25 protein-coding genes are annotated in these 24,265 nt (G+C 55.1%); 7 read left to right on the top strand and 18 right to left on the bottom strand.

Features of this window, described 5'->3' with window-relative positions; all coding sequences use genetic code 11:
- Positions 1 to 406 (bottom strand): contractile injection system protein, VgrG/Pvc8 family (locus AC2FAK_RS10460; RefSeq protein ID WP_485453291.1); only part of this gene is annotated, 406 nt, incomplete at its 3' end.
- A 313-nt stretch (positions 407 to 719) separates the two neighbouring features.
- On the opposite strand from AC2FAK_RS10460, the gene AC2FAK_RS10465 reads away from it, so the two are divergent.
- The 3 genes from AC2FAK_RS10465 to AC2FAK_RS10475 all read left to right on the top strand — a co-directional run bounded on the left by AC2FAK_RS10465 (position 720) and on the right by AC2FAK_RS10475 (position 4,044).
- Positions 720 to 1,130 (top strand): Spy/CpxP family protein refolding chaperone, encoded by a 411-nt coding sequence (locus AC2FAK_RS10465; RefSeq protein WP_020689383.1) that lies wholly within the window; start codon positions 720 to 722, stop codon positions 1,128 to 1,130.
- Positions 1,131 to 1,389: 259 nt separating this feature from the next.
- Positions 1,390 to 2,721 carry an SLC5/6 family protein gene (locus tag AC2FAK_RS10470; protein WP_485453292.1) on the top strand — a complete coding sequence of 444 codons (1,332 nt, stop codon included), beginning with the start codon at positions 1,390 to 1,392 and terminating at the stop codon, positions 2,719 to 2,721.
- 21 nt (positions 2,722 to 2,742) lie between these two features.
- Complete coding sequence (locus tag AC2FAK_RS10475) at positions 2,743 to 4,044, top strand: L-cysteine desulfidase family protein (protein ID WP_038983577.1); 1,302 nt, start codon at positions 2,743 to 2,745, stop codon at positions 4,042 to 4,044.
- Between the two features lie 62 nt (positions 4,045 to 4,106).
- Here AC2FAK_RS10475 and AC2FAK_RS10480 read toward each other — a convergent pair whose 3' ends face one another.
- Complete coding sequence (locus AC2FAK_RS10480; protein WP_013098873.1) at positions 4,107 to 4,808, bottom strand: pirin family protein; 702 nt, start codon at positions 4,806 to 4,808, stop codon at positions 4,107 to 4,109.
- 104 nt (positions 4,809 to 4,912) lie between these two features.
- On the opposite strand from AC2FAK_RS10480, the gene AC2FAK_RS10485 reads away from it, so the two are divergent.
- Positions 4,913 to 5,815 (top strand): LysR family transcriptional regulator, encoded by a 903-nt coding sequence (locus AC2FAK_RS10485; protein WP_014885334.1) that lies wholly within the window; start codon positions 4,913 to 4,915, stop codon positions 5,813 to 5,815.
- 41 nt (positions 5,816 to 5,856) lie between these two features.
- On the opposite strand, the gene AC2FAK_RS10490 is transcribed toward AC2FAK_RS10485, so the two are convergent.
- From AC2FAK_RS10490 to AC2FAK_RS10540, 11 genes are all read right to left on the bottom strand, one after another.
- Entirely contained in the window at positions 5,857 to 6,222 is a 366-nt protein-coding gene (locus AC2FAK_RS10490) for a DUF805 domain-containing protein (RefSeq protein ID WP_013098871.1), read from the bottom strand.
- 105 nt (positions 6,223 to 6,327) lie between these two features.
- A complete protein-coding gene (locus tag AC2FAK_RS10495; RefSeq protein WP_020689387.1) occupies positions 6,328 to 7,314 on the bottom strand; it encodes a glutathione S-transferase family protein in 987 nt (328 codons plus the stop codon).
- A 72-nt stretch (positions 7,315 to 7,386) separates the two neighbouring features.
- Positions 7,387 to 7,779 carry a DoxX family protein gene (locus AC2FAK_RS10500; RefSeq protein WP_013098869.1) on the bottom strand — a complete coding sequence of 131 codons (393 nt, stop codon included), beginning with the start codon at positions 7,777 to 7,779 and terminating at the stop codon, positions 7,387 to 7,389.
- Between the two features lie 253 nt (positions 7,780 to 8,032).
- The gene (locus AC2FAK_RS10505; protein WP_013098868.1) at positions 8,033 to 8,329 is read right to left on the bottom strand and encodes a YqjK-like family protein; all 297 of its coding nucleotides are present in this window, start codon (positions 8,327 to 8,329) and stop codon (positions 8,033 to 8,035) included.
- Positions 8,326 to 8,724 (bottom strand): phage holin family protein, encoded by a 399-nt coding sequence (locus tag AC2FAK_RS10510; RefSeq protein ID WP_013098867.1) that lies wholly within the window; start codon positions 8,722 to 8,724, stop codon positions 8,326 to 8,328. Before AC2FAK_RS10510 ends, AC2FAK_RS10505 begins: the two co-directional genes overlap by 4 nt.
- 1 nt (position 8,725) lies before the next feature.
- On the bottom strand, positions 8,726 to 9,031 hold the full coding sequence (locus AC2FAK_RS10515) for an ElaB/YgaM/YqjD family protein (RefSeq protein ID WP_095454856.1): 306 nt from the start codon (positions 9,029 to 9,031) through the stop codon (positions 8,726 to 8,728).
- Positions 9,032 to 9,060: 29 nt separating this feature from the next.
- Entirely contained in the window at positions 9,061 to 9,429 is a 369-nt protein-coding gene (locus tag AC2FAK_RS10520) for a DUF1090 domain-containing protein (protein ID WP_014833392.1), read from the bottom strand.
- A gap of 142 nt (positions 9,430 to 9,571) precedes the next feature.
- Positions 9,572 to 9,955 (bottom strand): EnvZ/OmpR regulon moderator MzrA, encoded by a 384-nt coding sequence (mzrA, locus tag AC2FAK_RS10525; RefSeq protein WP_047361235.1) that lies wholly within the window; start codon positions 9,953 to 9,955, stop codon positions 9,572 to 9,574.
- Positions 9,956 to 9,957: 2 nt separating this feature from the next.
- The gene (gene yqjA / locus AC2FAK_RS10530) at positions 9,958 to 10,620 is read right to left on the bottom strand and encodes a DedA family general envelope maintenance protein YqjA (protein WP_095454857.1); all 663 of its coding nucleotides are present in this window, start codon (positions 10,618 to 10,620) and stop codon (positions 9,958 to 9,960) included.
- Positions 10,621 to 10,963: 343 nt separating this feature from the next.
- A complete protein-coding gene (gene exuR / locus AC2FAK_RS10535; RefSeq protein ID WP_013098862.1) occupies positions 10,964 to 11,740 on the bottom strand; it encodes a transcriptional regulator ExuR in 777 nt (258 codons plus the stop codon).
- A gap of 141 nt (positions 11,741 to 11,881) precedes the next feature.
- Positions 11,882 to 13,180 (bottom strand): MFS transporter, encoded by a 1,299-nt coding sequence (locus AC2FAK_RS10540; protein ID WP_029883511.1) that lies wholly within the window; start codon positions 13,178 to 13,180, stop codon positions 11,882 to 11,884.
- Positions 13,181 to 13,653: 473 nt separating this feature from the next.
- Here AC2FAK_RS10540 and uxaC point away from each other — a divergent pair, with 473 nt between their 5' ends.
- A complete protein-coding gene (gene uxaC / locus AC2FAK_RS10545) occupies positions 13,654 to 15,066 on the top strand; it encodes a glucuronate isomerase (RefSeq protein WP_023621438.1) in 1,413 nt (470 codons plus the stop codon).
- A 17-nt stretch (positions 15,067 to 15,083) separates the two neighbouring features.
- Complete coding sequence (locus AC2FAK_RS10550; protein ID WP_013098859.1) at positions 15,084 to 16,571, top strand: UxaA family hydrolase; 1,488 nt, start codon at positions 15,084 to 15,086, stop codon at positions 16,569 to 16,571.
- Positions 16,572 to 16,664: 93 nt separating this feature from the next.
- Here the strand turns inward: AC2FAK_RS10550 and sstT are convergent, their stop codons facing one another.
- The 4 genes from sstT to AC2FAK_RS10570 form a co-directional block, all read right to left on the bottom strand.
- Positions 16,665 to 17,906: a serine/threonine transporter SstT gene (gene sstT / locus AC2FAK_RS10555; RefSeq protein WP_038985779.1), complete on the bottom strand. Its 1,242-nt coding sequence runs from the start codon at positions 17,904 to 17,906 to the stop codon at positions 16,665 to 16,667.
- Between the two features lie 210 nt (positions 17,907 to 18,116).
- On the bottom strand, positions 18,117 to 19,082 hold the full coding sequence (locus AC2FAK_RS10560; protein WP_013098857.1) for a TerC family protein: 966 nt from the start codon (positions 19,080 to 19,082) through the stop codon (positions 18,117 to 18,119).
- Positions 19,083 to 19,333: 251 nt separating this feature from the next.
- Positions 19,334 to 20,332, bottom strand: a complete 999-nt coding sequence (locus AC2FAK_RS10565; protein ID WP_013098856.1) for a Gfo/Idh/MocA family protein — start codon at positions 20,330 to 20,332, stop codon at positions 19,334 to 19,336.
- Positions 20,333 to 20,402: 70 nt separating this feature from the next.
- A complete protein-coding gene (locus tag AC2FAK_RS10570; RefSeq protein WP_013098855.1) occupies positions 20,403 to 20,906 on the bottom strand; it encodes a YgjP-like metallopeptidase domain-containing protein in 504 nt (167 codons plus the stop codon).
- A gap of 84 nt (positions 20,907 to 20,990) precedes the next feature.
- On the opposite strand from AC2FAK_RS10570, the gene rlmG reads away from it, so the two are divergent.
- Positions 20,991 to 22,127 carry a 23S rRNA (guanine(1835)-N(2))-methyltransferase RlmG gene (rlmG, locus tag AC2FAK_RS10575; RefSeq protein WP_013098854.1) on the top strand — a complete coding sequence of 379 codons (1,137 nt, stop codon included), beginning with the start codon at positions 20,991 to 20,993 and terminating at the stop codon, positions 22,125 to 22,127.
- Here rlmG and AC2FAK_RS10580 read toward each other — a convergent pair.
- Positions 22,124 to 24,145 (bottom strand): NADPH-dependent 2,4-dienoyl-CoA reductase, encoded by a 2,022-nt coding sequence (locus tag AC2FAK_RS10580; protein WP_013098853.1) that lies wholly within the window; start codon positions 24,143 to 24,145, stop codon positions 22,124 to 22,126. The genes rlmG and AC2FAK_RS10580 overlap by 4 nt on opposite strands.
- Between the last annotated feature and the right edge of the window lie 120 nt (positions 24,146 to 24,265).

The following is a 24,265-nucleotide window of genomic DNA, read 5'->3' on the forward strand; positions in this document are numbered from 1 at the left end:
ACCAGGGCGTCCATCCGGTGACACCGTTTTCCGTGAGCAGGGTGGAGGAAATGGCCTGAATATCCTGCTGCTGAAAGATGCGGAAGTTCTGGCGCAGTCCGCAGCGCCAGAGTGGTGGGGCGATGGTCAGGTGATAATGCATCTGCCAGCCGTCGTTGTTGCCCAGAGCCACGGTAGTGACGATGCCACTGATACAGCGCTGTGGCGTGTTGCCCTGCCAGATGGTCAGAACGATATTTTTTTCCAGGAAATCAGGAGCAGTCAGTCTGAAGAGGGTGCTGGCAACGTTGACCTCCATCACAAAGGGAAGGGAGTATTGCTGGTAAAGGGTGAAATCCACCACGGCCAGTGCTGTCTCTTCCTGACCGTCGATACTGAGTGTAAAGCGTAGTCCTTTCAGTGACATAAACACATCTCCTTATGTTAATGAGCACAACGATATCTCTTCTTAACGAAGGGAAAAATAATGGATGGTTAAATTCAATATAAATTCAGAAAACATTTATCTTATTATTTTTAAAATATATTAATTGGATGCAACTATTTGTTTTTATGATATATTTGATAATGCGCGCTGTTTAAAATAAATAAAGTCAATAAAATTTAATAGTCCGGTATGATACATACAAACTTGTTTATATAATTACTCACACATATTCATCCGCTCTTGAAAAACAATGCTCCTGCTTTTCCCGCTAACAGAATGTAAGGACAGTAAGATGATGAAAATGACCCGTATTGCTGTGGTCGCTGCGTCTCTGATGGCATGCAGTTTCACGGCGCAGGCCGCAAATGTGGAAGCTGCTCCAGCACCATCGCAGGATCCGCTGGTACAGCACCTGAAGCTCAGCAATGACCAGGTTAAGAAGATTGACGATCTCCACAAACAGCTGGAACAAAATGTCAGCATGATCCCGATGACCGGCGTGAAGAACGGCGCACTGATCGACATGTTCCAGGCGGGTAAATGGGATGAAAGTACGGTGAAAAGCCAGCTTGCCGCTTTCAGTAAAATTGAGGAGCAAACCCGTTATTATCGCGTGAAATATTACTTCGACGTCAGCCAGGTATTGACGCCGGAACAGCGTAAACAGATCAGAACCGATATGGCTAACGCGCTGGCAGAGTAATGTCGTACCCGCGCATGACGCGGGTATTTATTTCTTGATCGCCGTCACTTTTAGAAATTACTCGCTAAAAAGCCTCACCACGAAGCAAAATTTCCTCTAAAAAAAGAATATCCTTATTTATCTTGTGACTTTTTTCTCCTTCGCTCCGGTTACTATTTTCCCACACCAATAATACGCACCTGCACTCCTCTTACTCGCTATCGCTGGCGATAAGAACAACATAAAAACAATGTCTTACCCTACAAAAAGCGAGTGCCTTATGGATACGGCTACAAACAGCAGTGTGATTGTGAATGATTCCCCCGCGGCAAGGCGGGCGGGAATGCGTGAGAGCGAATGGCGCGAGGCGATCAAGTTCGACAGTACCGATACGGGCTGGGTCATCATGAGTATCGGGATGGCCATCGGCGCGGGGATTGTTTTTCTCCCGGTGCAGGTCGGATTAATGGGGCTGTGGGTCTTTTTGCTCTCGTCCGTGATTGGATATCCGGCGATGTATTTATTCCAGCGCCTGTTTATTAATACGCTGGCGGAATCACCGGAATGCAAAGATTATCCGAGCGTCATTAGCGGATATCTCGGGAAAAACTGGGGCATCTTATTAGGCGCACTCTATTTTGTGATGCTGGTCATCTGGATGTTTGTCTATTCCACCGCCATTACCAACGACAGCGCCTCTTATTTGCAGACCTTTGGCGTTACCGACGGGCTACTCTCAGAAAACCCGTTCTACGGGTTAGTGCTGATCTGTATTCTGGTGGCCATCTCTTCCCGCGGTGAAAAGCTGCTGTTTAAAGTCTCCAGCCTGATGGTGTTGACCAAGCTATTTGTGGTTGCCGCGCTGGGCTTGTCAATGATTGGCCTCTGGCATTTAGCCAACGTAGGCATGCTGCCGCCAATGGGGCTGCTGATTAAAAATGCCATCATTACGCTTCCCTTTACCTTAACCTCAATTCTGTTTATTCAGACCTTAAGCCCGATGGTGATCTCCTACCGTTCACGGGAAAAGTCCGTTGAGGTGGCGCGTCATAAAGCGCTGCGGGCCATGAATATCGCCTTTGGCGTGCTGTTTGTGACGGTATTCTTCTACGCCGTCTCCTTCACGCTGGCGATGGGGCACGATGAAGCGGTCAAAGCCTATGAGCAGAACATCTCTGCCCTGGCGATTGCGGCGCAGTTTATCAGCGGAGAGGGTGCGGGCTGGGTCAAAATCGTCAGCGTGATCCTCAATATCTTTGCTGTTATGACGGCGTTCTTCGGCGTCTATCTTGGTTTTCGCGAGGCCACGCAGGGCATCGTGATGAACATCCTGCGTCGCAAAATGTCGGCAGAGAAAATCAATGAAAACACCGTCCAGCGTGGGATCATGCTGTTCGCCATCCTGCTGGCCTGGAGCGCGATTGTGTTAAACGCGCCGGTGCTGAGCTTCACGTCTATTTGCAGCCCCATCTTCGGCATGGTGGGCTGTCTGATCCCTGCATGGCTGGTCTACAAGGTACCCGCCCTGCATAAATATAAAGGCGTATCACTGGTGATTATCATCATTACCGGGCTGCTGCTTTATGTTTCTCCTTTCCTCGCATTCTCCTGAGGAGCAATTAAGGTCGTAACGATGTCTGAGCAAACTAACCCTTTATGGAATCATTTTATTCGCGCGGTGCAGGAAGAGGTTAAACCTGCCTTGGGGTGCACTGAACCCATCTCTCTGGCGCTGGCCTGTGCGATAGCCGCTGAGCACCTGCCCGGTGAGGTAACGCGCATTGAAGCATGGGTATCGCCCAATCTGATGAAAAACGGGCTTGGCGTAACGGTACCCGGCACCGGCATGGTCGGGCTACCCATTGCGGCGGCGCTGGGAGCGACGGGCGGGAATGCCCGCGCCGGGCTGGAGGTGCTAAAAGGGGCGTCAGCCGATGCGCTGGAACGCGCCAAAGCCCTGCTCAATGCGGGTCAGGTCCTGGTGAAACTGCAGGTGCCGTGCGAGGAAATCCTTTATTCGCGCGCCTGTGTTTATGCCGGAGAGGCCTCGGCCATGGTGACCATCGCAGGCGGGCATACTCGCGTGGTGGAGGTGGTCTGTGAGGGCGAAACACGCTTCACCCGTGATGAACAGCCGGGAGAGGCGGGTGACGATCCGCTGGAGGTGTTCTCTCACACCACGCTGTCGGCGATCCTCACGTTCGTGGAGCAGGTTCCGTGTGAGGCGATCCGCTTTATTCTGCAGGCGGGGCAGCTTAACGATGCCCTTTCTCGTGAAGGGCTGAGCGGAAAATGGGGGCTGCATATTGGCGCGACGCTGAATAAGCAGCGTATGCGCGGATGGATGGCGAAGGATGTTGGCTCGGACATTGTTATCCGCACCAGCGCGGCCTCTGACGCCCGAATGGGCGGTGCTACGCTTCCGGCAATGAGCAATTCAGGGTCCGGCAATCAGGGGATCACCGCCACCATGCCGGTAGTGGTTGTGGCGGAGCACGTTCAGGCTGATGAGGAACGGCTGGCCAGAGCGCTGATGCTGTCCCATCTTTCGGCGATCTATATCCACGCCCAGCTTCCGCGCCTGTCGGCGCTGTGCGCTGCGACAACCGCAGCGATGGGGGCGGCAGCCGGCATGGCCTGGCTGATGGGGGGAAACTATCAAACGATCGCGATGGCCATCAGCAGTATGATCGGTGACGTCAGTGGGATGATTTGCGACGGCGCGTCAAACAGTTGTGCGATGAAAGTCTCAACCAGCGTCAGCAGTGCCTGGAAAGCGGTGATGATGGCGCTGGATGAGTCTGCCGTGACGGGCAATGAAGGGATTGTGGCGCACGATGTGGAGCAGTCTATCTCTAACCTGTGCGCGTTAGCGTGCCGCTCAATGCAGGCAACGGACCGGCAGATTATTGAGATTATGGCGAGTAAGGTGTAGCGAGTTCAGGGGCTCGATCGGTTCCCTCTCCCTGTGGGAGAGGGTTAGGGTGAGGGCATTCTCTACACCGGCAAATCAATCAGCAGCGCACGCAGCGGCGTATCGGCCACCAGCGTAATATTCGCTTCATCACGAATAAATGCCCCGTCGCCGCAGGTGAGCGCCTCTTTCTCTTCCGTGTGCGTTACCGCATGCACCGTACCGTGAATCGATTGCAGGTAGGCGCGTGGGCCATGAAGCTGGAAGCTAGCCTGTTCACCTTTCTTCAGTTCGATATGGTGTAGCCACACCTGTTGACGCAGTTGCAGGCTGCCTTTGCTCCCGTCCGGAGAAGCGATCAGCTGTTGCTTTTCGCTCTGCAGATCGATTTTTTGCACCAACGGATTTTCCCGCTCAGGGCAGGCATCCAGCCATAGCTGCATGCGGGTCAGCGTTTTGTCTTTGCTGAGGTTATGCTCGCTATAGCTAATGCCTGGCTGCGTGGAAATTAACAGCGCTTCGCCAGCCTTTGCCTGGACATGATTGCCCTCGCTATCGCGGTATTCTGCCTCGCCTTCCAGGATCAGGTTCAGGATATCGACTTTCGGATACGTACGCGGCTGGAAGGAGGCGCCCGGGGCGAGCACTTCCTGATTTAACACGCGCAGTGAAGCGTAACCGAGGAGTTTAGGGTCAAAGTAGTGTCCAAAGGAAAAGGTGTAGCGGGCCTGCAGCCAACCGAAATCGGCTTGTCCGCACTGTTTAGCTGTTCTTGTCGTAATCATAAACTTGACCTCTCTTTACACTAAAACAATGGTAAAGGTATGGACGCTTCATTGTTAGCCAGATATTCTGCCCGGTATGTTCAAATTTCCTGAATGAGAACGAGATGGCTAAAGAGAGAGCATTGACGCTTGAGGCGCTTCGCGTCATGGACGCGATTGACAGGCGTGGCAGCTTTGCCGCCGCGGCAGATGAACTGGGGCGCGTTCCGTCTGCGCTCAGCTATACCATGCAAAAGCTGGAGGAAGAGCTGGACGTGGTGCTCTTTGACCGTTCCGGTCATCGAACAAAATTCACGAACGTTGGACGGATGCTGCTGGAACGTGGTCGCGTACTGCTGGAAGCGGCGGATAAACTGACGACGGACGCCGAGGCGCTGGCACGCGGCTGGGAAACCCACCTGACGCTGGTCACTGAGGCTCTGGTGCCTACCGAGGCGTTATTCCCGCTGGTAGACAGGCTGGCAGACAAAGCGAACACGCAGCTTTCAATCATCACCGAGGTGCTGGCAGGCGCGTGGGAGCGTCTGGAGACGGGCAGGGCGGATATCGTGATTGCGCCGGATATGCACTTCCGTTCATCGTCTGAGATCAACTCCCGTAAACTCTACAGCGTGATGAACGTTTACGTCGCCGCGCCAAATCACCCGATTCACCAGGAGCCGGAGCCGCTTTCTGAAGTGACGCGCGTGAAGTACAGGGGCGTGGCGGTTGCGGATACCGCGCGCGAACGTCCGGTGCTAACGGTGCAGTTGCTGGATAAACAGCCGCGTCTGACGGTCACATCGCTGGAAGATAAGCGCCAGGCATTGCTGGCAGGACTGGGCGTGGCGACCATGCCGTATCCGTTTGTTGAAAAAGACATTGCTGAAGGGCGTCTGCGCGTCGTCAGCCCGGAGTACACCAGCGAAGTGGATATCATTATGGCGTGGCGTCGCGACAGCATGGGCGAAGCCAAATCGTGGTGTTTGCGAGAAATTCCAAAGCTCTTTGCGCATCACAACAAATAAAAGAGTAAGCCCGATGTGCCTAAGCGCCATCGGGCATAAATTTACGCGCCGATCTTCGGATCCGGACCAAAGCGGTTTTCACCCGGCGTCCCGCTCTGACAGTTGAAGATTAAAATCACAATCCACCCCACTACCGGGATTAACAGCAGCAGTAACCACCAGGCGGAACGATCCGTGTCGTGAAGCCGGCGGAACTGTACGGCCCAGGACGGCAGAAGAATAAAGATGGCATAAATCGATGTAAGGACGCCTTCCCCACTCGCCCACTCCCAGCCCAGAATTTTATCCACGATGCTCAGCACCAGAGCAAAAATGAAGTTCACCAGAATGAACATCCAGTACTCTTTGCGGCGCGCGCGGCCACCAAATCCAATGTAGTTGCGCAGTACGTTTAAATACCAATCCATTTCCTTGCCTCATTTATCAGTCAATCACTTGTTTTCTAAGCGATCGAGGTAAGGATAGATGGAGATTGTGAATTAAAAAAGGGCATCTCACGATGCCCTTAATATTTATCCAAAACGAACGTCGCGCCCGTGGGGTTCATTCAGATCCTGCCACGGCCCGATGGATATAATACCCGTCGGGTTAATGGTTTTGTGGCTGCGGAAATAGTGGGTGCGGATATGGTCAAAATCGACCGTTTCGGCAATTCCCGGCATCTGGTAGATGTCGCGCAGGAAACCATACAGGTTCAGATAATCGCTGATGCGGTGTTTGTCACACTTAAAGTGGGTGACATAGACCGGATCAAAGCGAACCAGCGTCGTCCACAGGCGGATATCCGCTTCCGTCAGACGATCGCCCGTCAGGTAGCGGTGCTGGCCGAGGATCTGCTCCAGACGCTCAAGAGATTCAAAGACTTTTCCGACCGCTTCGTCGTAGGCTTCCTGGCTGGTGGCAAAACCGGCCTTGTAAACGCCGTTATTAACGTTGTCGTAAATCCAGCTGTTCAGCTCATCGATTTTGTCTCGCAGCTCAACCGGATAGTAATCCCCGGCGCGCGCGCCATGGGCGTCGAAGGCGGTGTTGAACATGCGGATGATCTCCGCAGATTCATTGCTGACAATCGTCTGGTTTTTCTTATCCCACAGAACCGGTACGGTGACGCGCCCGGTGTAGTGTGGGTCGGCGCGCAGATAAAGCTGGTAGAGGAAATCGTGATGATACAGTTCATCACCCGTCGCAGCAGGGAAATCACGGTCGAACGTCCAGCCGTTTTCCAGCATTAGCGGGTTCACCACCGACACCGGAATTAAGGATTCGAGGCCTTTCAGCTTGCGCACAATTAGCGTGCGGTGCGCCCACGGGCAGGCGAGGGAAACATAGAGGTGATAACGATCTTTCTCAGCCGCAAAGCCACCTTCGCCACTCGGGCCGGGAGCACCATCGGCGGTAAGCCAGTTACGGAAGGCCGAAACAGAGCGCTTGAAGCGTCCACCGGTGGATTTGGTGTCATACCAGACATCCTGCCAGACGCCGTCTACGAGTTGTCCCATTTTTTTCTCCTCCGTCAGATAGCAAAAGCGAGGAGAGGTCTCCTCGCTTTGTGTTTATTCAGTATAGCGTTCTTACCATTTCTTATTCAGAACGCGGTCGATGCTGTATGCGCCCGGGCCGGTGACAGCCAGCAGCAGGAAGCCACCCGCGATGGTCAGGTTTTTCATGAACATCAGGGAGTTCACACCTTCAGCAAAGTTGCTGTGGAAGATGAACGCCGTCAGCAGGGTGAAACCTGCGGTAAACAGCGCGGTGGTACGGGTCAGGAAGCCGAACAGTACCGCCAGGCCGCCGCCGAACTCAAGCAGAATGGTCAATGGCAGCATGAAGCCCGGAACGCCCATGGCTTCCATATACTGCTGGGTACCCGCATAACCGGTGATTTTGCCCCAACCTGCAACGATGAACAGAATTGGCATCAGAATACGTGCTACCAGTACACCAACATCTTCTAATTTTTTCATTTTACTCTCCAGGAAACCACATCAGCGGCTGAACATTATTTCTCTGCAAATTCGGGTAGATACCGCGTCTTTGCTGTCGATGGAGAGCATCATAAACGTGACGGTTGGCGATTGTTAGCAAGGAAAACTGTCAATCTTTTTCAAAGATATTGAGTAAGGGCAGGTGCGCGCTGGTGCCCTCACCCCAACCCTCTCCCACAGGGAGAGGGCGTAAAAACAAAAAACGGTAACCAGGGTTACCGTTTTGCTTTTATCACCGAAGCTGCTGCTGGCGAATCGTGGCTTTCACCAGGCGCCAGGCGCTCCAGGCACCAAAACCGCGTCGGGCCCAACGGATCAGCATATTCGGATGACGGATCGTCCAGATTGCCATCACACTGCTGCCAACCAGAGCCCAGGAACGCAGGCTCAGGAAGGTGTTCCAGCCACGGTCAAACCGACGCGTCGCGTCAATCCAGTCGCGGCGGCTGGCAGACAGATCCAGCCGTTGCTGCTGGATCTGACTTAACAGAAAGGCTTTTCGCTTTTCACGTTCGGCTTTATCGCTCACGGCTTGTCATCCTCCAGCAGAGCGCGATCGTTCGCCAGCTCCTGGCGCGTATGGCGCAGGAAAGTGGACTTACGCGCTTTGCGCATCGTCCAGATACCGCCAATCAGTGCTGCAACCAGCAAAACGACGGTGGTGGCAATCATCGCGTTGAGTCGATATTGCGGATCGATGGCCCAGATGATGAGTACCATCAGGCTCATCAGACCAAACGCGGCGAAGAGCATGGTCAGTCCAAGCATCAGCAGCATCTGGAAGAGGTTGGCTTTCTCCTCTTCCAGCTCTACCACTGCCAGCCGGACGCGCGTTTCGGCAATCCCGACCAGCGTCGTTAAGATACGCTGGCCGATGCCGAGGACGTTGTTAGCAGGCCCTTGTGCGTGACGAGGATCTTCCATATCAACGACGCGTCAGCAGTACGCCCAGTACCACACCGATTGCGGCACCAATACCGACACCCGTCCACGGATTATCGCGTACATATTCGTCGGCGCGAGCGGCGGCTTCACGGGTCTGTTTCGCCAGCGCATCACCGGTTTCACCCAGACGATGACGGCTCTCTTTCAGCGCTTGCTCCGCTTTACTGCGCAGTTTGCTGACCTCTTCTTTTGACTTATCTGCGGAGGAGTTCAGCACCTCTTCAAGGGTGTCAGCCAGGGATTTCAGTTCAGCGCGCAGATGTTCAGACGTCGTATCTTTTGACATGATTTTCTCCTGTTGAGATTTCCGTTAACTCAATAATCGCGAGCTTCCAGCGCTTTCAGGTCGTCCTGCGCTTCTTTCAGCTTTCTCTCGCGCTTGGTAATTTTTTCCGCATCCCCTTTCTCTTTCGCTTCCTGCAGGTCGCGACGGCGCTCGGCTATTTCGTCCTTCTGTTCAGCGATTTTTTTCTGGTGATCGGCACGCAGTTTGCTGTCCGAACAGTTAGCTTTGACTTCACTCAGCGCTTTTTTCAGACCCTCAACACGATGCTGATTGTTGTGCTTTTCGGCATAACCGATCTCACGCTGAATATCCTGCTCTTTCTCCTGACAGAGAGAGTTAGCGAAGGATGCAGTGCTTAAAGATAAAAGGGCCAGAGCCAGAGTAATGCGGAATTTCATTATCGAAACCTTCCATTGTGTTGCGGCATACGCCGCTATCCAGACTAAGCGGAGAACATCTGAGGGGTGCTCCGCGTACTTAAGCATAGTAAGTAAACGGGGGATTCACCAAAGTAAGTGAAAAGATTCGGAATCCTGGTAATTATCCAAATCGATGCGACGTATCGCGAATCAGCGACAGCCAGGACGCAGGCTGGCTGTCATCGTCCTGCTGAGCAATGATATATCCATGGGGCAGCGTGCGGTCGAGAACCACTTTCGCGGCCGCGCTCTGCGCACGGGAGTCAAACTTGATCAGTAACACATCATTTTGCGGCGTAATGCTTTTAAAGCGGATCCCGTTGGCATCCAGATGATGCCAGACAGAGAAACCATCAGGTACGCTGGCACCCTGATTCACCGGGCGAATGGCCAGCGTAGACTCCTGATGCGAAAGCGCGCTCCAGACCAGAAGCATGGCGCTAATTAGCACCAGCACGGTCAGGGCATACGCACAACGACGCAGGGAGAGCGCTGAGATAACCATTGCTAGCTCCTGGCTCCGTATTTTTTCTTCCACAGGACAACCAACGAACCAATCAGGCCGAAGACCAGCAGAACGACAGGCAGCAGCATCAGGCATGACATCAGCTGATCTTCATACTTCATAAAGACCGGCGTTTTACCCAGCGCATAGCCCAGCGTGGTGAGGATCAGCACCCACAACAGGCCGCTCATCCAGTTAAAGAACTGGAAGCGCGCGCTGCTGAGCCCTGAAAGACCTGCGATGGTTGGCAGCAGGGTACGCACAAAGGCGATAAAACGGCCAATCAGCAGTGCCGAAAGTCCGTGCTTATGGAAAAGATGGTGCGCCCGCTGATGGTAATGGGCGGGAAGATGAGAGAGCCAGTTCTGCACGAGTCGCGTATTGCCAAGCCATCGTCCCTGGATGTAGCTCACCCAGCAGCCGAGGCTGGCGGCGACGGTCAGTAAAAAAATGGTTTGCGGGAATGCCATCGCCCCTTTAGCGCACAGCACGCCGACCAGCACCAGCAAACTGTCGCCTGGCAAAAAGGCCGCAGGCAGCAGACCGTTCTCAAGGAACAGGATCATAAACAAGACAAAATAGAGCATGCCAATCATGGAAGGGTTGGCCAGCGTTTCGAAATCCTGAGCCCAGAGGGCATTCAGTAGTTGGGTCAAAAGTTCCATTCAGTGTTCCTGGAAATCGGTTAACGTCACGCCTGTTATCCGGGACAAACAGCACGGCGACATTATTGTGATTTCATTATGGTCGCTCGCGGACACATTGCGGTGTGGCCAACACTGTTCCCTGTTAATTGGCTGGTTAGCAAGCACTAACTTACAAAATAAGGAATTGAATCCAATTGTAACAAAGCCCAACGTTCTGCGTCACAGAATTTGCAGGGTGTGATGATTTTGGCGTAAGCCCTGGAAGTGAGCGAGGGGATTTACAAAGGCTGACACTATATATGTTTTGCTTACCCATCAGCGCCGGAAGGCGCAGCGAAGCGCCTGCCAGCACGGAGGCAAACTATTTTGCCTGACTTGAGGCGGTATCGAGATGAACGACCGGATTATCCGCAAAAAGATAACGGTCAGCGTTAAATTCGAAGTCGTCACTGGTCTCATTGAACAACATCTGCTTGGTGTTCTCCAGGTGCTGCCACATGGCCAGTTTCGCGGCATGGGGATCTTTACGAATCAGCGCCTTGAGGATTTGGTCGTGATCGTCACACCAGTTATCCACCGTTCGAGAATCGATATGATCGTGCAGTTTTTTCCAGTACGGGTTGTGAACGCGCTGAGTCCACATTTTTTCTACAATTGCGGCCAGCGCGGTATTTTGTGTTGCCAGTGCCACCTGAACGTGGAACTGCAGATCCCACTCCGAATCGCGGAAACATTTTTCCTTGCGGGCGTTCTCCTGGATCTCCATCAGTTTCATGATGTCCTGCTTGGTCACCTGGGTTGCCGCAAATTCCGCAATGTTGCTTTCAATGAGCTGGCGGGCCTGGAGCAGCTCAAACGGACCATAGCTGGCAAATTCCAGGCTTTCGTCCGCAACAGGAGAGTGTTTAGGCTGATTAGAAATCACATGAATGCCGGAACCTTTGCGAACCTCAACGTAACCTTCCACTTCCAGCATGATGATCGCTTCACGCACCACGGTGCGGCTCACGTTTTTTTCATCGGCTATGAAGCGCTCAGCGGGGAGTTTGTCACCGACAAGATAGACCCCTTGCTCGATGCGATCTTTCAGCTCGGCAGCAAGTTGTTGATATAAACGACGTGGTTCGGTGATTTCCATATGCGCTCCAGGCAGGGTACGGCGGATGATTTGTTATACCACTTTTGCATGCCACTCTCCAGATTTTGCCATTAAAAAAGCCGCCCGGAGGCGGCTGGTTTTATAGCTGGGGTAAGCGCAGCGCCACCCGGCACAGCAATGCTAACTCTGCGTCGCCGGTTTCCCGAGGGACTCTTTCGCCAGTTCGTCGGCAGATTTGCTTTTCAGCACCGTCCAGATAACGACTGCCCCCATCAGGTCGAAGATAGCCAGTACCGCAAACAGCGGGCTGAAACCGATGGTATCCGCCAGCGCACCCACCACCAGCGCAAACAGGGTACTTGCGGTCCAGGCGGCCATCCCGGTCAGGCCGTTGGCCGTTGCCACTTCGTTACGGCCGAACACGTCAGATGAGAGGGTAATCAGCGCACCGGAGAGCGACTGGTGAGCAAAGCCACCGATGCACAGCAGGGCGATAGCCACGTACGGGCTGGTGAACAGGCCGATCATCCCCGGGCCAATCATCAGCAGTGCGCCCATGGTCACGACCATCTTACGGGAAACAATCAGGTTCACCCCAAACCAGCGCTGGAACAGTGGCGGCAGGTAACCACCCACGATACAGCCCAGGTCAGCGAACAGCATGGGCATCCAGGCGAACATGGCGATCTCTTTCAGGTTAAAGCCATAGACCTTAAACATGAACAGTGGGATCCAGGCGTTAAAGGTGCCCCAGGCCGGTTCAGCCAGGAAACGTGGCAGCGCGATACCCCAGAACTGACGGGTCCCCAGGATCTGCCAGACGGACATTTTTTTGCCGTTGTTGGTCTGGTGCTGCGCTTCCTGACCGCCAATGATGTACTCGCGTTCTTCTTCAGACAGTTTTTTCTGGTCACGCGGGTGTTTATAGAACACCAGCCACGCCATGGCCCAGGCAAAGCTCAGTACGCCAGAGATAATAAACGCCATCTGCCAGCTGTGCATGACGATGGCCCACACCACCAGAGGAGGGGCAATCATCGCCCCGATGGACGAGCCGACGTTGAAGTAACCGACCGCAATAGAACGCTCTTTTGCCGGGAACCACTCAGAGCTGGCTTTCAGCCCTGCCGGGATCATCGCCGCTTCCGCCGCACCTACCGCGCCGCGTGCCAGCGCCAGGCCACCCCAACTGCCTGCCAGCGCCGTTGCACCGCAGAATACCGCCCAGGCGATGGCGAAGAAGGCATAACCGATTTTGGTACCGAGAATGTCCAGCACATAGCCTGCAACAGGCTGCATGATGGTATAAGCCGCGGAGTAGGCGGCAATGATGTAGGAGTATTGCTGCGTGGAGATGTGCAGCTCTTCCATCAACGTGGGCGCGGCGGCTGCCACGGTGTTACGCGTGAGGTAGCCCAGCACGGTGCCGAGCGTCACCAGTGCGATCATATACCAACGTAACCCTTTAATTTTACGCATCTAAAACCTCATCGTTATGTTATTTCCGTGCCAGGGCACGGCAACCTCTCACCGGTTTGGGGGAGGGCTGTGTAACGGGAGGGGCGTAACCGGGAGAACGTCCCGGAACGGCCCGAACCTTGCCATAAATAAGCGTGCATAAGTCGGTTTCCGTACCGTTAAATCCGATGTCTGACACCGGTAATGCATTCCGTCGGCTGCGTGTTTGCGACGGCGAAAAGATAACTTGTCATACAACTTTAAAAGGTGAGTGACATCACAAATGCATGATTCTTTGTAGGGGCATTATCTGGCGCAGGCGAAGCCAGTTCTGACGCGGTCTGCAGAAGGGTTTACCTCATTTGGGGTAATTTTTTTGTCCAGGTTTATTGATCCAACTCACGAAAAAAACCTCAGGCTCTGGAAATTGGTGTGATAACTTTGCAGCATCTGAACATAAGCTTTCTGCCGCTCCCGTTACGAGGAAGACGATAATGACACCGTTTATGACCGACGATTTTCTGTTAGATACTGAATTTGCCCGCCGCCTGTATCACGACTACGCAAAAGACCAGCCCATTTTTGATTACCACTGCCATTTACCGCCGCAGCAGGTTGCCGACAATTACCGTTTTAAAAACCTGTATGACATCTGGCTGAAGGGCGATCACTATAAATGGCGCGCCATGCGCACCAACGGCGTCGCTGAACGCCTGTGTACCGGCGACGCAAGCGACCGCGAGAAATTTGATGCCTGGGCGGCTACCGTGCCGCAGACCATCGGTAACCCGCTCTATCACTGGACGCACCTCGAACTGCGCCGTCCGTTTGGCATTACCGGTAAGCTGCTTTCACCGGCTACGGCGGATGAGATCTGGGAGCAGTGCAACGACTTGCTGGCTCAGGATAACTTCTCCGCGCGCGGCATCATGAAGCAGATGAACGTGAAGATGGTGGGCACCACCGACGACCCGATCGACTCGCTTGAACATCACGCGGTCATTGCAAAAGACACCGCGTTTGATATCAAAGTGCTGCCAAGCTGGCGTCCGGATAAAGCCTTTAACATCGAACTCGACACTTTTAGCGACTATATGGTCAAGCTGGGCGAGGTTTCTGACACCGACATCCGTCGTTTTGCGGACCTGCAGAGTGCGCTGATCAAACGTCTGGATCACTTTGCGGCACACGGCTGTAAAGTCTCTGACCATGCCCTGGATGTGGTGCTGTTTGCAGAATCTAACGAAGCCGAGCTGGATAGCATTCTGGCGCGCCGTCTCTCCGGTGAAGCCCTGAGCGAGCATGAAGTCGCCCAGTTCAAAACTGCGGTACTGGTCTTCCTTGGCGCTGAATATGCCCGTCGCGGCTGGGTGCAGCAGTACCACATTGGCGCGCTGCGTAATAACAACCAGCGTCAGTTCAAACTGCTGGGCGCGGACGTGGGCTTTGACTCCATTAACGACCGTCCGCTGGCCGAAGCGCTCTCTAAACTGCTGAGCAAACAGAACGAGCAAAACCTGCTGCCCAAAACCATTCTCTACTGCCTGAACCCGCGCGATAACGAAGTGCTGGGCACCATGATCGGCAACTTTCAGGGTGAAGGGATGCCGGGCAAGATGCAGTTCGGCTCCGGCTGGTGGTTCAATGACCAGAAAGATGGCATGGAGCGTCAGATGACGCAACTGGCGCAGTTGGGTCTGTTAAGCCGCTTTGTCGGCATGCTGACCGACAGCCGCAGTTTCCTCTCCTACACCCGCCACGAATACTTCCGCCGCATTCTGTGCCAGATGATTGGCCGCTGGGTGCACGCGGGCGAAGCACCGGCGGATATCCAGCTGCTTGGCGAGATGGTGAGAAACATCTGCTTTAACAATGCGCGTGACTACTTCGCCATTGAACTGAACTAAGCCCGTTTGAGGTTGATATGCACTACATCAAAATCCATTCGCTGGATAACGTCGGCGTCGCGCTGGCAGATCTGACCGAAGGAACAGAGGTCACTTTCGGTAATCAATCGGTCACGTTGCGCCAGGCCATTGGACGTGGACATAAGTTTGCCCTGATCCCCATTATGAAAGGGGAGAACGTGGTGAAGTACGGTTTACCGATTGGCCATGCGCTGGCGGATATTGCGCCGGGTGAATACATTCATTCCCACAATACCCGCACCAATCTGAGCGATCTGGACGAGTACAGCTATCAACCTGATTTCCATGCGCAAGAGGAGCAGGCGGCGGATCGTGAGGTGCAGATCTACCGCCGCGCCAACGGTGAGGTAGGGATCCGCAACGAACTCTGGATCCTCCCGACCGTCGGTTGCGTGAATGGGATCGCGCGTCAAATCCAGACGCGTTTCCTGAAAGAGACTCACGATGCCGAAGGCATTGACGGCGTGCACCTGTTCAGCCACACCTACGGCTGTTCACAGCTGGGTGACGATCACATCAACACCCGTACCATGCTGCAAAACATGGTGCGTCATCCGAACGCGGGGGCGGTGCTGGTGATTGGCCTGGGCTGCGAGAACAACCAGGTGGATGCCTTCCGGGAGACGCTGGGCGAGTTTGACCCTGAGCGCGTGCACTTTATGGTGTGTCAGCATCAGGATGATGAAGTGGAAGCGGGCGTTGAGCAACTGCACCAGCTGTATGAGGCGATGCGCCACGATAAACGTGAGCCAGGCAAGCTGAGCGAGCTTAAGTTTGGGCTGGAGTGTGGTGGCTCGGACGGTCTTTCCGGGATCACCGCGAACCCGATGCTGGGCCGCTTCTCGGACTATGTGATCGCCAACGGGGGAACGACGGTGCTGACGGAAGTGCCGGAGATGTTCGGTGCCGAGCGTATCCTGATGAGCCACTGCCGTGATGAAGCGACGTTTGAGAAAACGGTCACCATGGTGAATGATTTCAAACAGTACTTCATCGCTCATAACCAGCCGATTTATGAGAACCCGTCGCCGGGTAACAAAGCAGGTGGGATCACCACGCTTGAAGAGAAGTCACTGGGTTGTACCCAGAAAGCGGGCGCCAGCCAGGTGGTGGATGTCCTGCGCTACGGCGAACGCCTGAAAACCCACGGACTGAACCTGCTGAGCGCCCCGGGGAACGATGCGGTTGCCACCAGCGCGCTGGCCGGTGCCGGCTGCCACATGGTGCTGTTCAGCACCGGCCGCGGTACGCCGTACGGCGGGTTTGTCCCGACGGTCAAAATTGCCACCAACAGTGAACTGGCGGCGAAGAAAAAGCACTGGATCGACTTTGATGCCGGTCAGCTCATTCACGGTAAAGCAATGCCTGAATTGCTGACGGAGTTTGTGGACAGTATTGTGGAATTTGCCAACGGCAAGCAGACCTGCAACGAGAAAAACGACTTCCGTGAGCTGGCGATCTTTAAGAGTGGGGTGACGTTGTAAGTTGGGTGCGGGCCGGTGCCCTCACCCTGACCCTCTCCCACGGGAGAGGGGACAAACACTAAAAACGGCAACCTCAGGGTTGCCGTTTTGCTGTTAACCTCGTAATGCGTTCTTCGCTAAACGCGCATCTTCCGCCTGACAGGCCGCAGCGGTGAACAGCACGTCGGTAGAAGAGTTCAGCGCCGTCTCACAGGAATCCTGCAGCACGCCGATAATGAAGCCGACTGCGACCACCTGCATGGCAATTTCGTTCGGGATACCAAACATATTGCACGCCAGCGGGATCAACAGCAGAGAGCCGCCCGCCACGCCGGATGCGCCACAGGCACACAGCGAGGCCACCACGCTCAACAGCAGCGCCGTAGGCAGATCCACCGCGATACCCAGCGTATGCACTGCCGCCAGGGTCAGCACGGTGACGGTGATCGCCGCGCCCGCCATGTTCACGGTTGCACCCAGCGGGATAGACACGGAGTAAGTATCACGATCCAGATTCAGTTTTTCCGCCAGCGCCATGTTAACCGGAATGTTAGCTGCAGAGCTGCGGGTAAAGAAGGCGTACACGCCGCTTTCACGCAGGCAGGTCATTACCAGTGGATACGGGTTGCGGCGGATCTGCCAGAACACCAGCAGGGGGTTAACTACCAGCGCCACCAGCAGCATGCAGCCAACCAGGACCATCAGCAGCTGTGCGTAGCCCCACAGCGCGTCAAAACCGGTGGTTGCCAGCGTAGAGGAGACCAGACCAAAAATACCGATTGGGGCGAAGCGAATAACGATTTTCACCATGAAGGTCACGGCGTTCGAGACATCGTTAACCAGGTTTTTCGTGGTCTCATTACCATGACGCAGCGCGAAGCCCAGCCCAATTGCCCAGACCAGGATGCCAATGTAGTTTGCGTTCATCAGCGCCGTGATTGGGTTGGAGACCATGCTCATCAGCAGGCCACGCAGCACTTCCACAATCCCGGATGGCGGCGTGACATCACCGGCCGCGCTGGTCAGGTGCAGCGTAGACGGGAACAGGAAGCTAAATACCACGGCGGTTAAGGCAGCGGAGAAGGTGCCCAGAAGATACAGGAAGAGGATCGGCCGAATGTTGGTTTTTTGTCCGTGTTGGTGGTTGGCAATCGACGCCATGACCAGCATCAGAACCAGTACCGGTGCCACGGCTTTCAGTGCGCCAACGAAAAGGGTTCCAAGCAGCCCCGTGGCTTCTGCAGCAGGTTTTGACACCATAGCCAGCAGAATACCCAGTACCAACCCGACCAGAATTTGTTTTACAAGGCTGCCCTGCGCCAGGCGCGCGAACAGACCGCGTGATTGTGTGCTCATACGTTATTCCTGAGTGAAATTGCGTTCCATCCTGGCTGTGCTCTAAGGCACATTTATGTCCGGATGTAAGTATTTGTTTGCCTGGTTGAGTATCAGGGAAAGCGAGGAAAGGCGGAAGAGTAAAATGCTGGATTTTACGTGTTGCGTCATGTTTTTTAACTATTGATTAACGAAAGTGCCGGGTGGCGCTGCGCCACCCGGCAAAACGCACTACGCCTGCTGCTTTTTATCGTGCTGGCGGTTAACCCAGGTATTGATAATCAGCGTTACCAGCAGAATGCCAAACACCACGCCGAGCGAGATGGCAATCGGGATATGGTAGAAATCAACAATCAGCATCTTGATACCGATAAACACCAGGATCACCGACAGACCGTACTTCAGCATTGAGAAGCGCTCAGCCGCGCCTGCCAGCAGGAAATACATCGCACGCAGACCGAGAATAGCGAACAGGTTAGAGGTCAGCACAATGAACGGGTCGGTGGTGACAGCGAAGATAGCCGGGATACTGTCCACGGCGAAGATCACATCGCTCAGCTCCACCAGAATCAGCACCAGCAGCAGCGGGGTGGCGAACAGCAGGCCATTCTTGCGGACAAAGAAATGCTCGCTCTCGATTTTGTCCGTCATGCGCAGATGACCACGGATCCACTTCACCAGCGGCTTATCACCAATACCGGTTTCGTCTTCTTTCGCCAGCGCCATTTTAACCCCGGTGAACAGCAGGAACGCGCCAAAGACGTACAGCAGCCATTCGAACTGGGTTATCAGCCAGCTTCCGGCGAAGATCATGATGGTACGCAGGACGATTGCCCCCAGCACGCCGTAAACCAGCACGCGACGCTGCAGGGCAGCAGGCACGGCAAAGTAGCTGAACAGCATCAGCCAGACGAAGACGTTATCAACCGCCAGCGCTTTTTCAATCAGATAACCGGTGAGGAAGGCGAGCGCCTGAGGATCAGCCACCGCACGGCCTTCGGTCGAGGCCAGATACCACCAGAAGGCAGCGCAGAAAAGGAGTGAGAGGGATACCCACACCAGCGACCAGACGGCGGCTTGCTTGACGCTCATACCGTGCTCGCCGCGGCGGCCCTGCAAAAAGAGGTCGATTGCCAGCATGATGAGCACGACAACCGCGAATCCGCCCCACAACATTGGAGTGCCGACAGAATGCATACTATTTTCCTTACACATAAAAAACAAAAACGGCCATGGTCAGAAGACGATAGCCGTTAGCTTTTTATGCATAGACCTCGCCTTCCGGCAAGGTCTCACTTACAACCACGAAGGTTGCCCGGCGACCGGATGCGGTTTTGCACGCATCGTAATGACGATCCACCGGCAAGGAAGTTACTCCCCTTTGCTCGTAACAAAATATGTCAGACCATCAGTTTCGTCAATGGTCCTCAGTCATTCATTACAAAGCTTTACGCGATAGCTTCTGTGCTAACGCCGTCAGCCGGGAAAACCACGCCGGTCTGGCGACGGATTTCCGTTTGCAGCTTCGCCGTGGTGCGGCTTATCGCAAGTCCAGGGTGATTCACTTCGTTGTCTTCCACCAGACGGGCGAAGACCTCTGCCTCATAGAGCATAGTGTTAATATGCTGAGGCTGCGTCAGCTCCTGCGCTTTACCGCCGCGCGGCACAAAGCTCAGCTTCTGGCATTCGGAGATCTTCTCGATAACCAGCGATCCGTTTTCACCCTGAATTTCACTTGGCAGGACGGAGTCACTCACTTTGGAGTGCTGCAGCGTGACGCTGAAATCACCGTAATCCAGCACCACGACACCGTGCGCATCCACACCGCTCTCCAGCAGGCTGGCAGTGGCCGTTACGCCGTGCGGCTCGCCCCACAGGGCAACCGCAGAGGCCAGGCAATAGAAACCGATGTCCATAATCGAGCCGTTAGAGAAGGCCGGATTAAAGGTGTTCGGGTTCTCGCCGTCCAGATAACGCTGGTAGCGCGACGAGTACTGACAGTAGTTAATAAAGGCTTTGCGCACTTTGCCCACCTTCGGCAAAGACTGCTGTAGCAGCAGGAAGTTCGGCAGGCTGGCGGTTTTGAACGCTTCGAACAGCACCACCTGGTTGTCGCGGGCGCACTGAATGGCGGCTTCCACTTCCTCGATATTCGAGGCCAACGGCTTCTCGCAAATGACATGCTTTTTATGGCTGAGGAAGAGCCGGGTTTGCGGGAAGTGCAGGGCGTTCGGGCTGGCGATATAGACCGCGTCAATGGCGTCGCTTTGCGCCATCTCATCAAGCGAGGTGAACAGATGTTCAACCAGATAATCGTTCGCGAAGGCCTGCGCCTGTTCAAGGCTGCGGGAATAGACGGCGGTGAGCTTAAGTTTGCCGGTTTCGTGGGCGGCGTCGACGAACTGGCGCGTGATCCAGTTCGTACCAATGACTGCGAAACGTATCATAAACGTTTACGTACTCCATAGCGGGGAACCTTTAGCCACTGTAGCACGTGATTGTTGCAAAACCAGTGCGCTACTGCGCATTACTCTTTAACGATAAATGCGTAAGCCACAAACGGGTATCAAACTCCAGCTGATGGTACTGTGGCTCCATGTGGCAGCACAGGGAATAGAACGCCTTGTCATGCTCTTTTTCCTTCAGGTGCGCCAGCTCGTGCACCACGATCATCCGCAGAAAGGCTTCCGGTGCGTTGCGAAAGACGGTGGCGACGCGGATCTCGGCTTTTGCTTTTAGCTTACCGCCCTGTACGCGTGAAATGGCCGTATGCAGGCCGAGCGCGTTTTTCAGCACGTGGATCTTGTTGTCGTACATCACTTTATTGATGGGTGGTGCACTCTTCAGATACCGGTTTTTGAGATCCTGCGTATACTGCCAGAGGGCCTTATCGGTCGCGACATCGTGCGTGCCGGGATAACGTTTTTCCAGCACCGCCCCCAGTTTTTGCTCGGCAATTAACGTGCGTACCTGGGAGAGCAAATGCTCCGGGTAGCCCTGGAGATAAGTCAGCTGGTTCATCAAAACCCCAAAATAAGTTGAAAACGGGTATACTCACGCACCCTTTTCAGGGATAACGCCAAATTTTACCATTCAGGAGGGCCGATGAGCCACTTAGACAACGGTTTCCGTTCACTCAACCTTAAACGTTTCCCGGAGACGGACGACGTTAACCCGCTTCAGGCGTGGGAAGCGGCGGATGAATATCTGCTGCAACAGTTGGATGACACTGAAATTCGCGGCCCGGTTCTGATCCTGAATGATGCCTTCGGAGCGCTGGGCTGCGCCCTGGCGGCGCACACGCCTTACAGCATTGGCGATTCATACTTAAGCGAGCTGGCGACGCGTGAAAACCTGCGTCACAACGATCTCGATGAATCCAGCGTGAAGTTCCTCGACAGCACCGCAGACTACCCGCAGGCGCCGGGCGTGGTGCTGATCAAAGTGCCAAAAACCATGGCGTTGCTGGAGCAGCAACTGCGTGCATTACGGAAAGTCGTCACGCCAGAGACGCGCATCATCGCGGGCGCGAAGGCGCGTGATATTCATACCTCAACGCTGGAGCTGTTCGAGAAAGTGCTGGGCCCGACCACCACGACGCTGGCCTGGAAAAAAGCGCGCCTGATCAACTGTACCTTCAGCGCGCCGGAACTGGCTGACGCGCCAGAGACGCTGAGCTGGAAGATGGAAGGCACCGACTGGACCATCCACAACCATGCGAACGTCTTCTCACGTACCGGCCTGGATATCGGCGCACGTTTCTTTATTGAACATCTGCCGGAAAATCTGGAAGGGGAGATTGTGGATCTCGGCTGCGGTAACGGCGTGATTGGCCTGACGCTGCTGGCAAAGAACCCACAAGCCAGCGTGGTCTTCAGCGACGAATCGCCAATGGCGGTGGCGTCGAGCCGTCTGAACGTGGAAACCAACATGCCAGAGGCGCTGGATCGCTGTGAGTTTATGATTAATAACGCGCTGTCCGGCGTAGAGCCTTTCCGCTTCAACGCCGTATTCTGCAACCCTCCGTTCCACCAGAAGCACGCCCTGACGGATAACGTCGCGTGGGAGATGTTCCACCATGCGCGCCGCTGCCTGAAAATCAACGGCGAGCTGTATATTGTGGCGAACCGTCACCTGGACTACTTCCACAAGCTGAAGAAGATTTTCGGTAACTGCGTCACCATCGCCACCAACAACAAGTTCGTGGTGCTGAAAGCGGTGAAGCTGGGACGTCGTCGCTAAATAACCAGTGCAAGCTGGGTGCCCTGCGCAATGGCCCGCCGCGCATCCAGCTCCATCGCCACATCGCATCCGCCGATCAAATGCACCGTTTTACCCGCCTCACGCAGCGGATCCGCCAGATCGCGCTTCGGCTCCTGCCCGGCACATAAAATCACATGATCCACGCGCAGCAGCTGTGGCTCACCGCCGATCGTGACGTGCAGGCCGTCGTCGTCGATCTTCTGATAGCTCACCGCCGGGATCATCTTCACGCCGCGCGAAAGCAGGGTGGCGCGGTGGATCCAGCCGGTTGTTTTCCCCAGTCCTTCACCCGGCTTACTCGCTTTGCGCTGCAGCATGACGATCTGCCGTGGGCTTTTCGGCAGCTGTGGCCCTTCCGGACGCAGGCCGCCGGACTGGCTCAGGCTGGTGTCGATGCCCCATTCCACGCAAAATTCGGCAATGTTCTGGCTGGTGGCCTCGCCCGGCTGGCTTAAATACATGGCGGTATCAAAGCCAATCCCACCGCAGCCGATAATGGCCACGTTTTCCCCAACCGGCGCTTTATCGCGCAGCACATCGAGATAGCTCAGCACTTTAGGATGATCGATACCCTCGATCGCAGGCGTGCGCGGGGCGATCCCGCTCGCCAGGATCACCTCGTCGTAATCCAGCAGATCTGGCGCACTTACCCACTGGTTGAGCCGCAGATCCACACCCGTTAGCTCGATCATCCGGCGGTAGTAGCGCAGCGTTTCATAGAACTCCTCTTTGCCGGGGATCTGTTTGGCAATATTAAACTGCCCGCCAATTTCGCCTGCGGCATCGAACAGCGTCACGCTGTGCCCGCGCGACGCCGCATTTACCGCAAACGCCAGCCCCGCGGGGCCCGCCCCAACAACCGCCAGGCGTTTTGATTTGTCTACCGGGAGCACCGGCATTTTGGTTTCATGGCAGGCGCGGGGGTTAACCAGGCAGGAGGTCACTTTCCCGACGAAGATCTGATCCAGACAGGCCTGATTACAGCCGATGCAGGTGTTGATCTCATCCGCCCGCCCGCTTTGCGCTTTGGAAAGCAGTTCTGCATCTGCCAGGAACGGACGCGCCATCGACACCATATCGGCATCGCCGCGTGAGATGACATCATCCGCCACCTGCGGATCGTTAATACGGTTAGTGGTCACCAGCGGAACAGACACTTTGCCTTTCAGCTTGCGCGTAACCCACGTGAATGCCGCGCGCGGTACCGGCGTGGCGATAGTCGGGATGCGCGCCTCGTGCCAGCCAATCCCGGTATTGATGAGGGTGGCACCGGCGGCTTCAATCGCCTGCGCCAGCTGGACGGTCTCGTCAAACGTCCCGCCGCCTTCCACCAGATCCAGCATCGACAGGCGGAAGATGATAATAAAGTCAGCGCCCGCACGTTCGCGCACGGCGCGTACCACTTCGACGGCAAAGCGCATACGTCGCGCATAATCGCCACCCCATTCGTCGTCACGCTGGTTAGTGCGGGCGGCGAGGAATTCGTTAATCAGATAGCCCTCGGAGCCCATTACCTCGACGCCGTCATAGCCTGCTTCACGCGCCAGCGCCGCACAGCGGGCGAAGTCGTCAATCAGCGCCAGCACTTCATCGTGGCTGAGGGCATGCGGCTTGAAGCGGTTAATCGGTGCCTGAATGGCCGACGGTGCCACCAGATTGGGCTGATAGCTATAACGCCCGGTATGCAGGATTTGCAGGGCAATTTTACCGCCTTCGCTGTGAACGGCATCGGTCACAATGCGATGGTGCGGCAGTTGTGACGCATCGTTAAGCACCGCTCCGCCTTCCATCCCCACGCCTGATGGCGCGGGAGCCACACCCCCGGTGACGATCAGCGCCACCCCGTGGCGTGCGCGTTCGGCATAAAAGGCCGCCAGACGCTCGGCCCCGTCCGGATGCTCCTCCAGCCCGGTATGCATTGAGCCCATCAACACGCGGTTTTTGAGCGTTGTGAACCCCAGATCGAGGGGGGCGAATAGCGACGGGTAGCGGCTCATAGTCTCTTCCAGTGTAAAATTATTGTTATGTGGTCGGATGAGTTACTAATTTAGCCAGCGGCAGCGGAAAGGTAAAAGCGGGATCGAATGATTGTGATAGATCTCAAAGAACTTCCCCGG

The organism is Enterobacter cloacae complex sp. 394F7 (assembly GCF_057320385.1).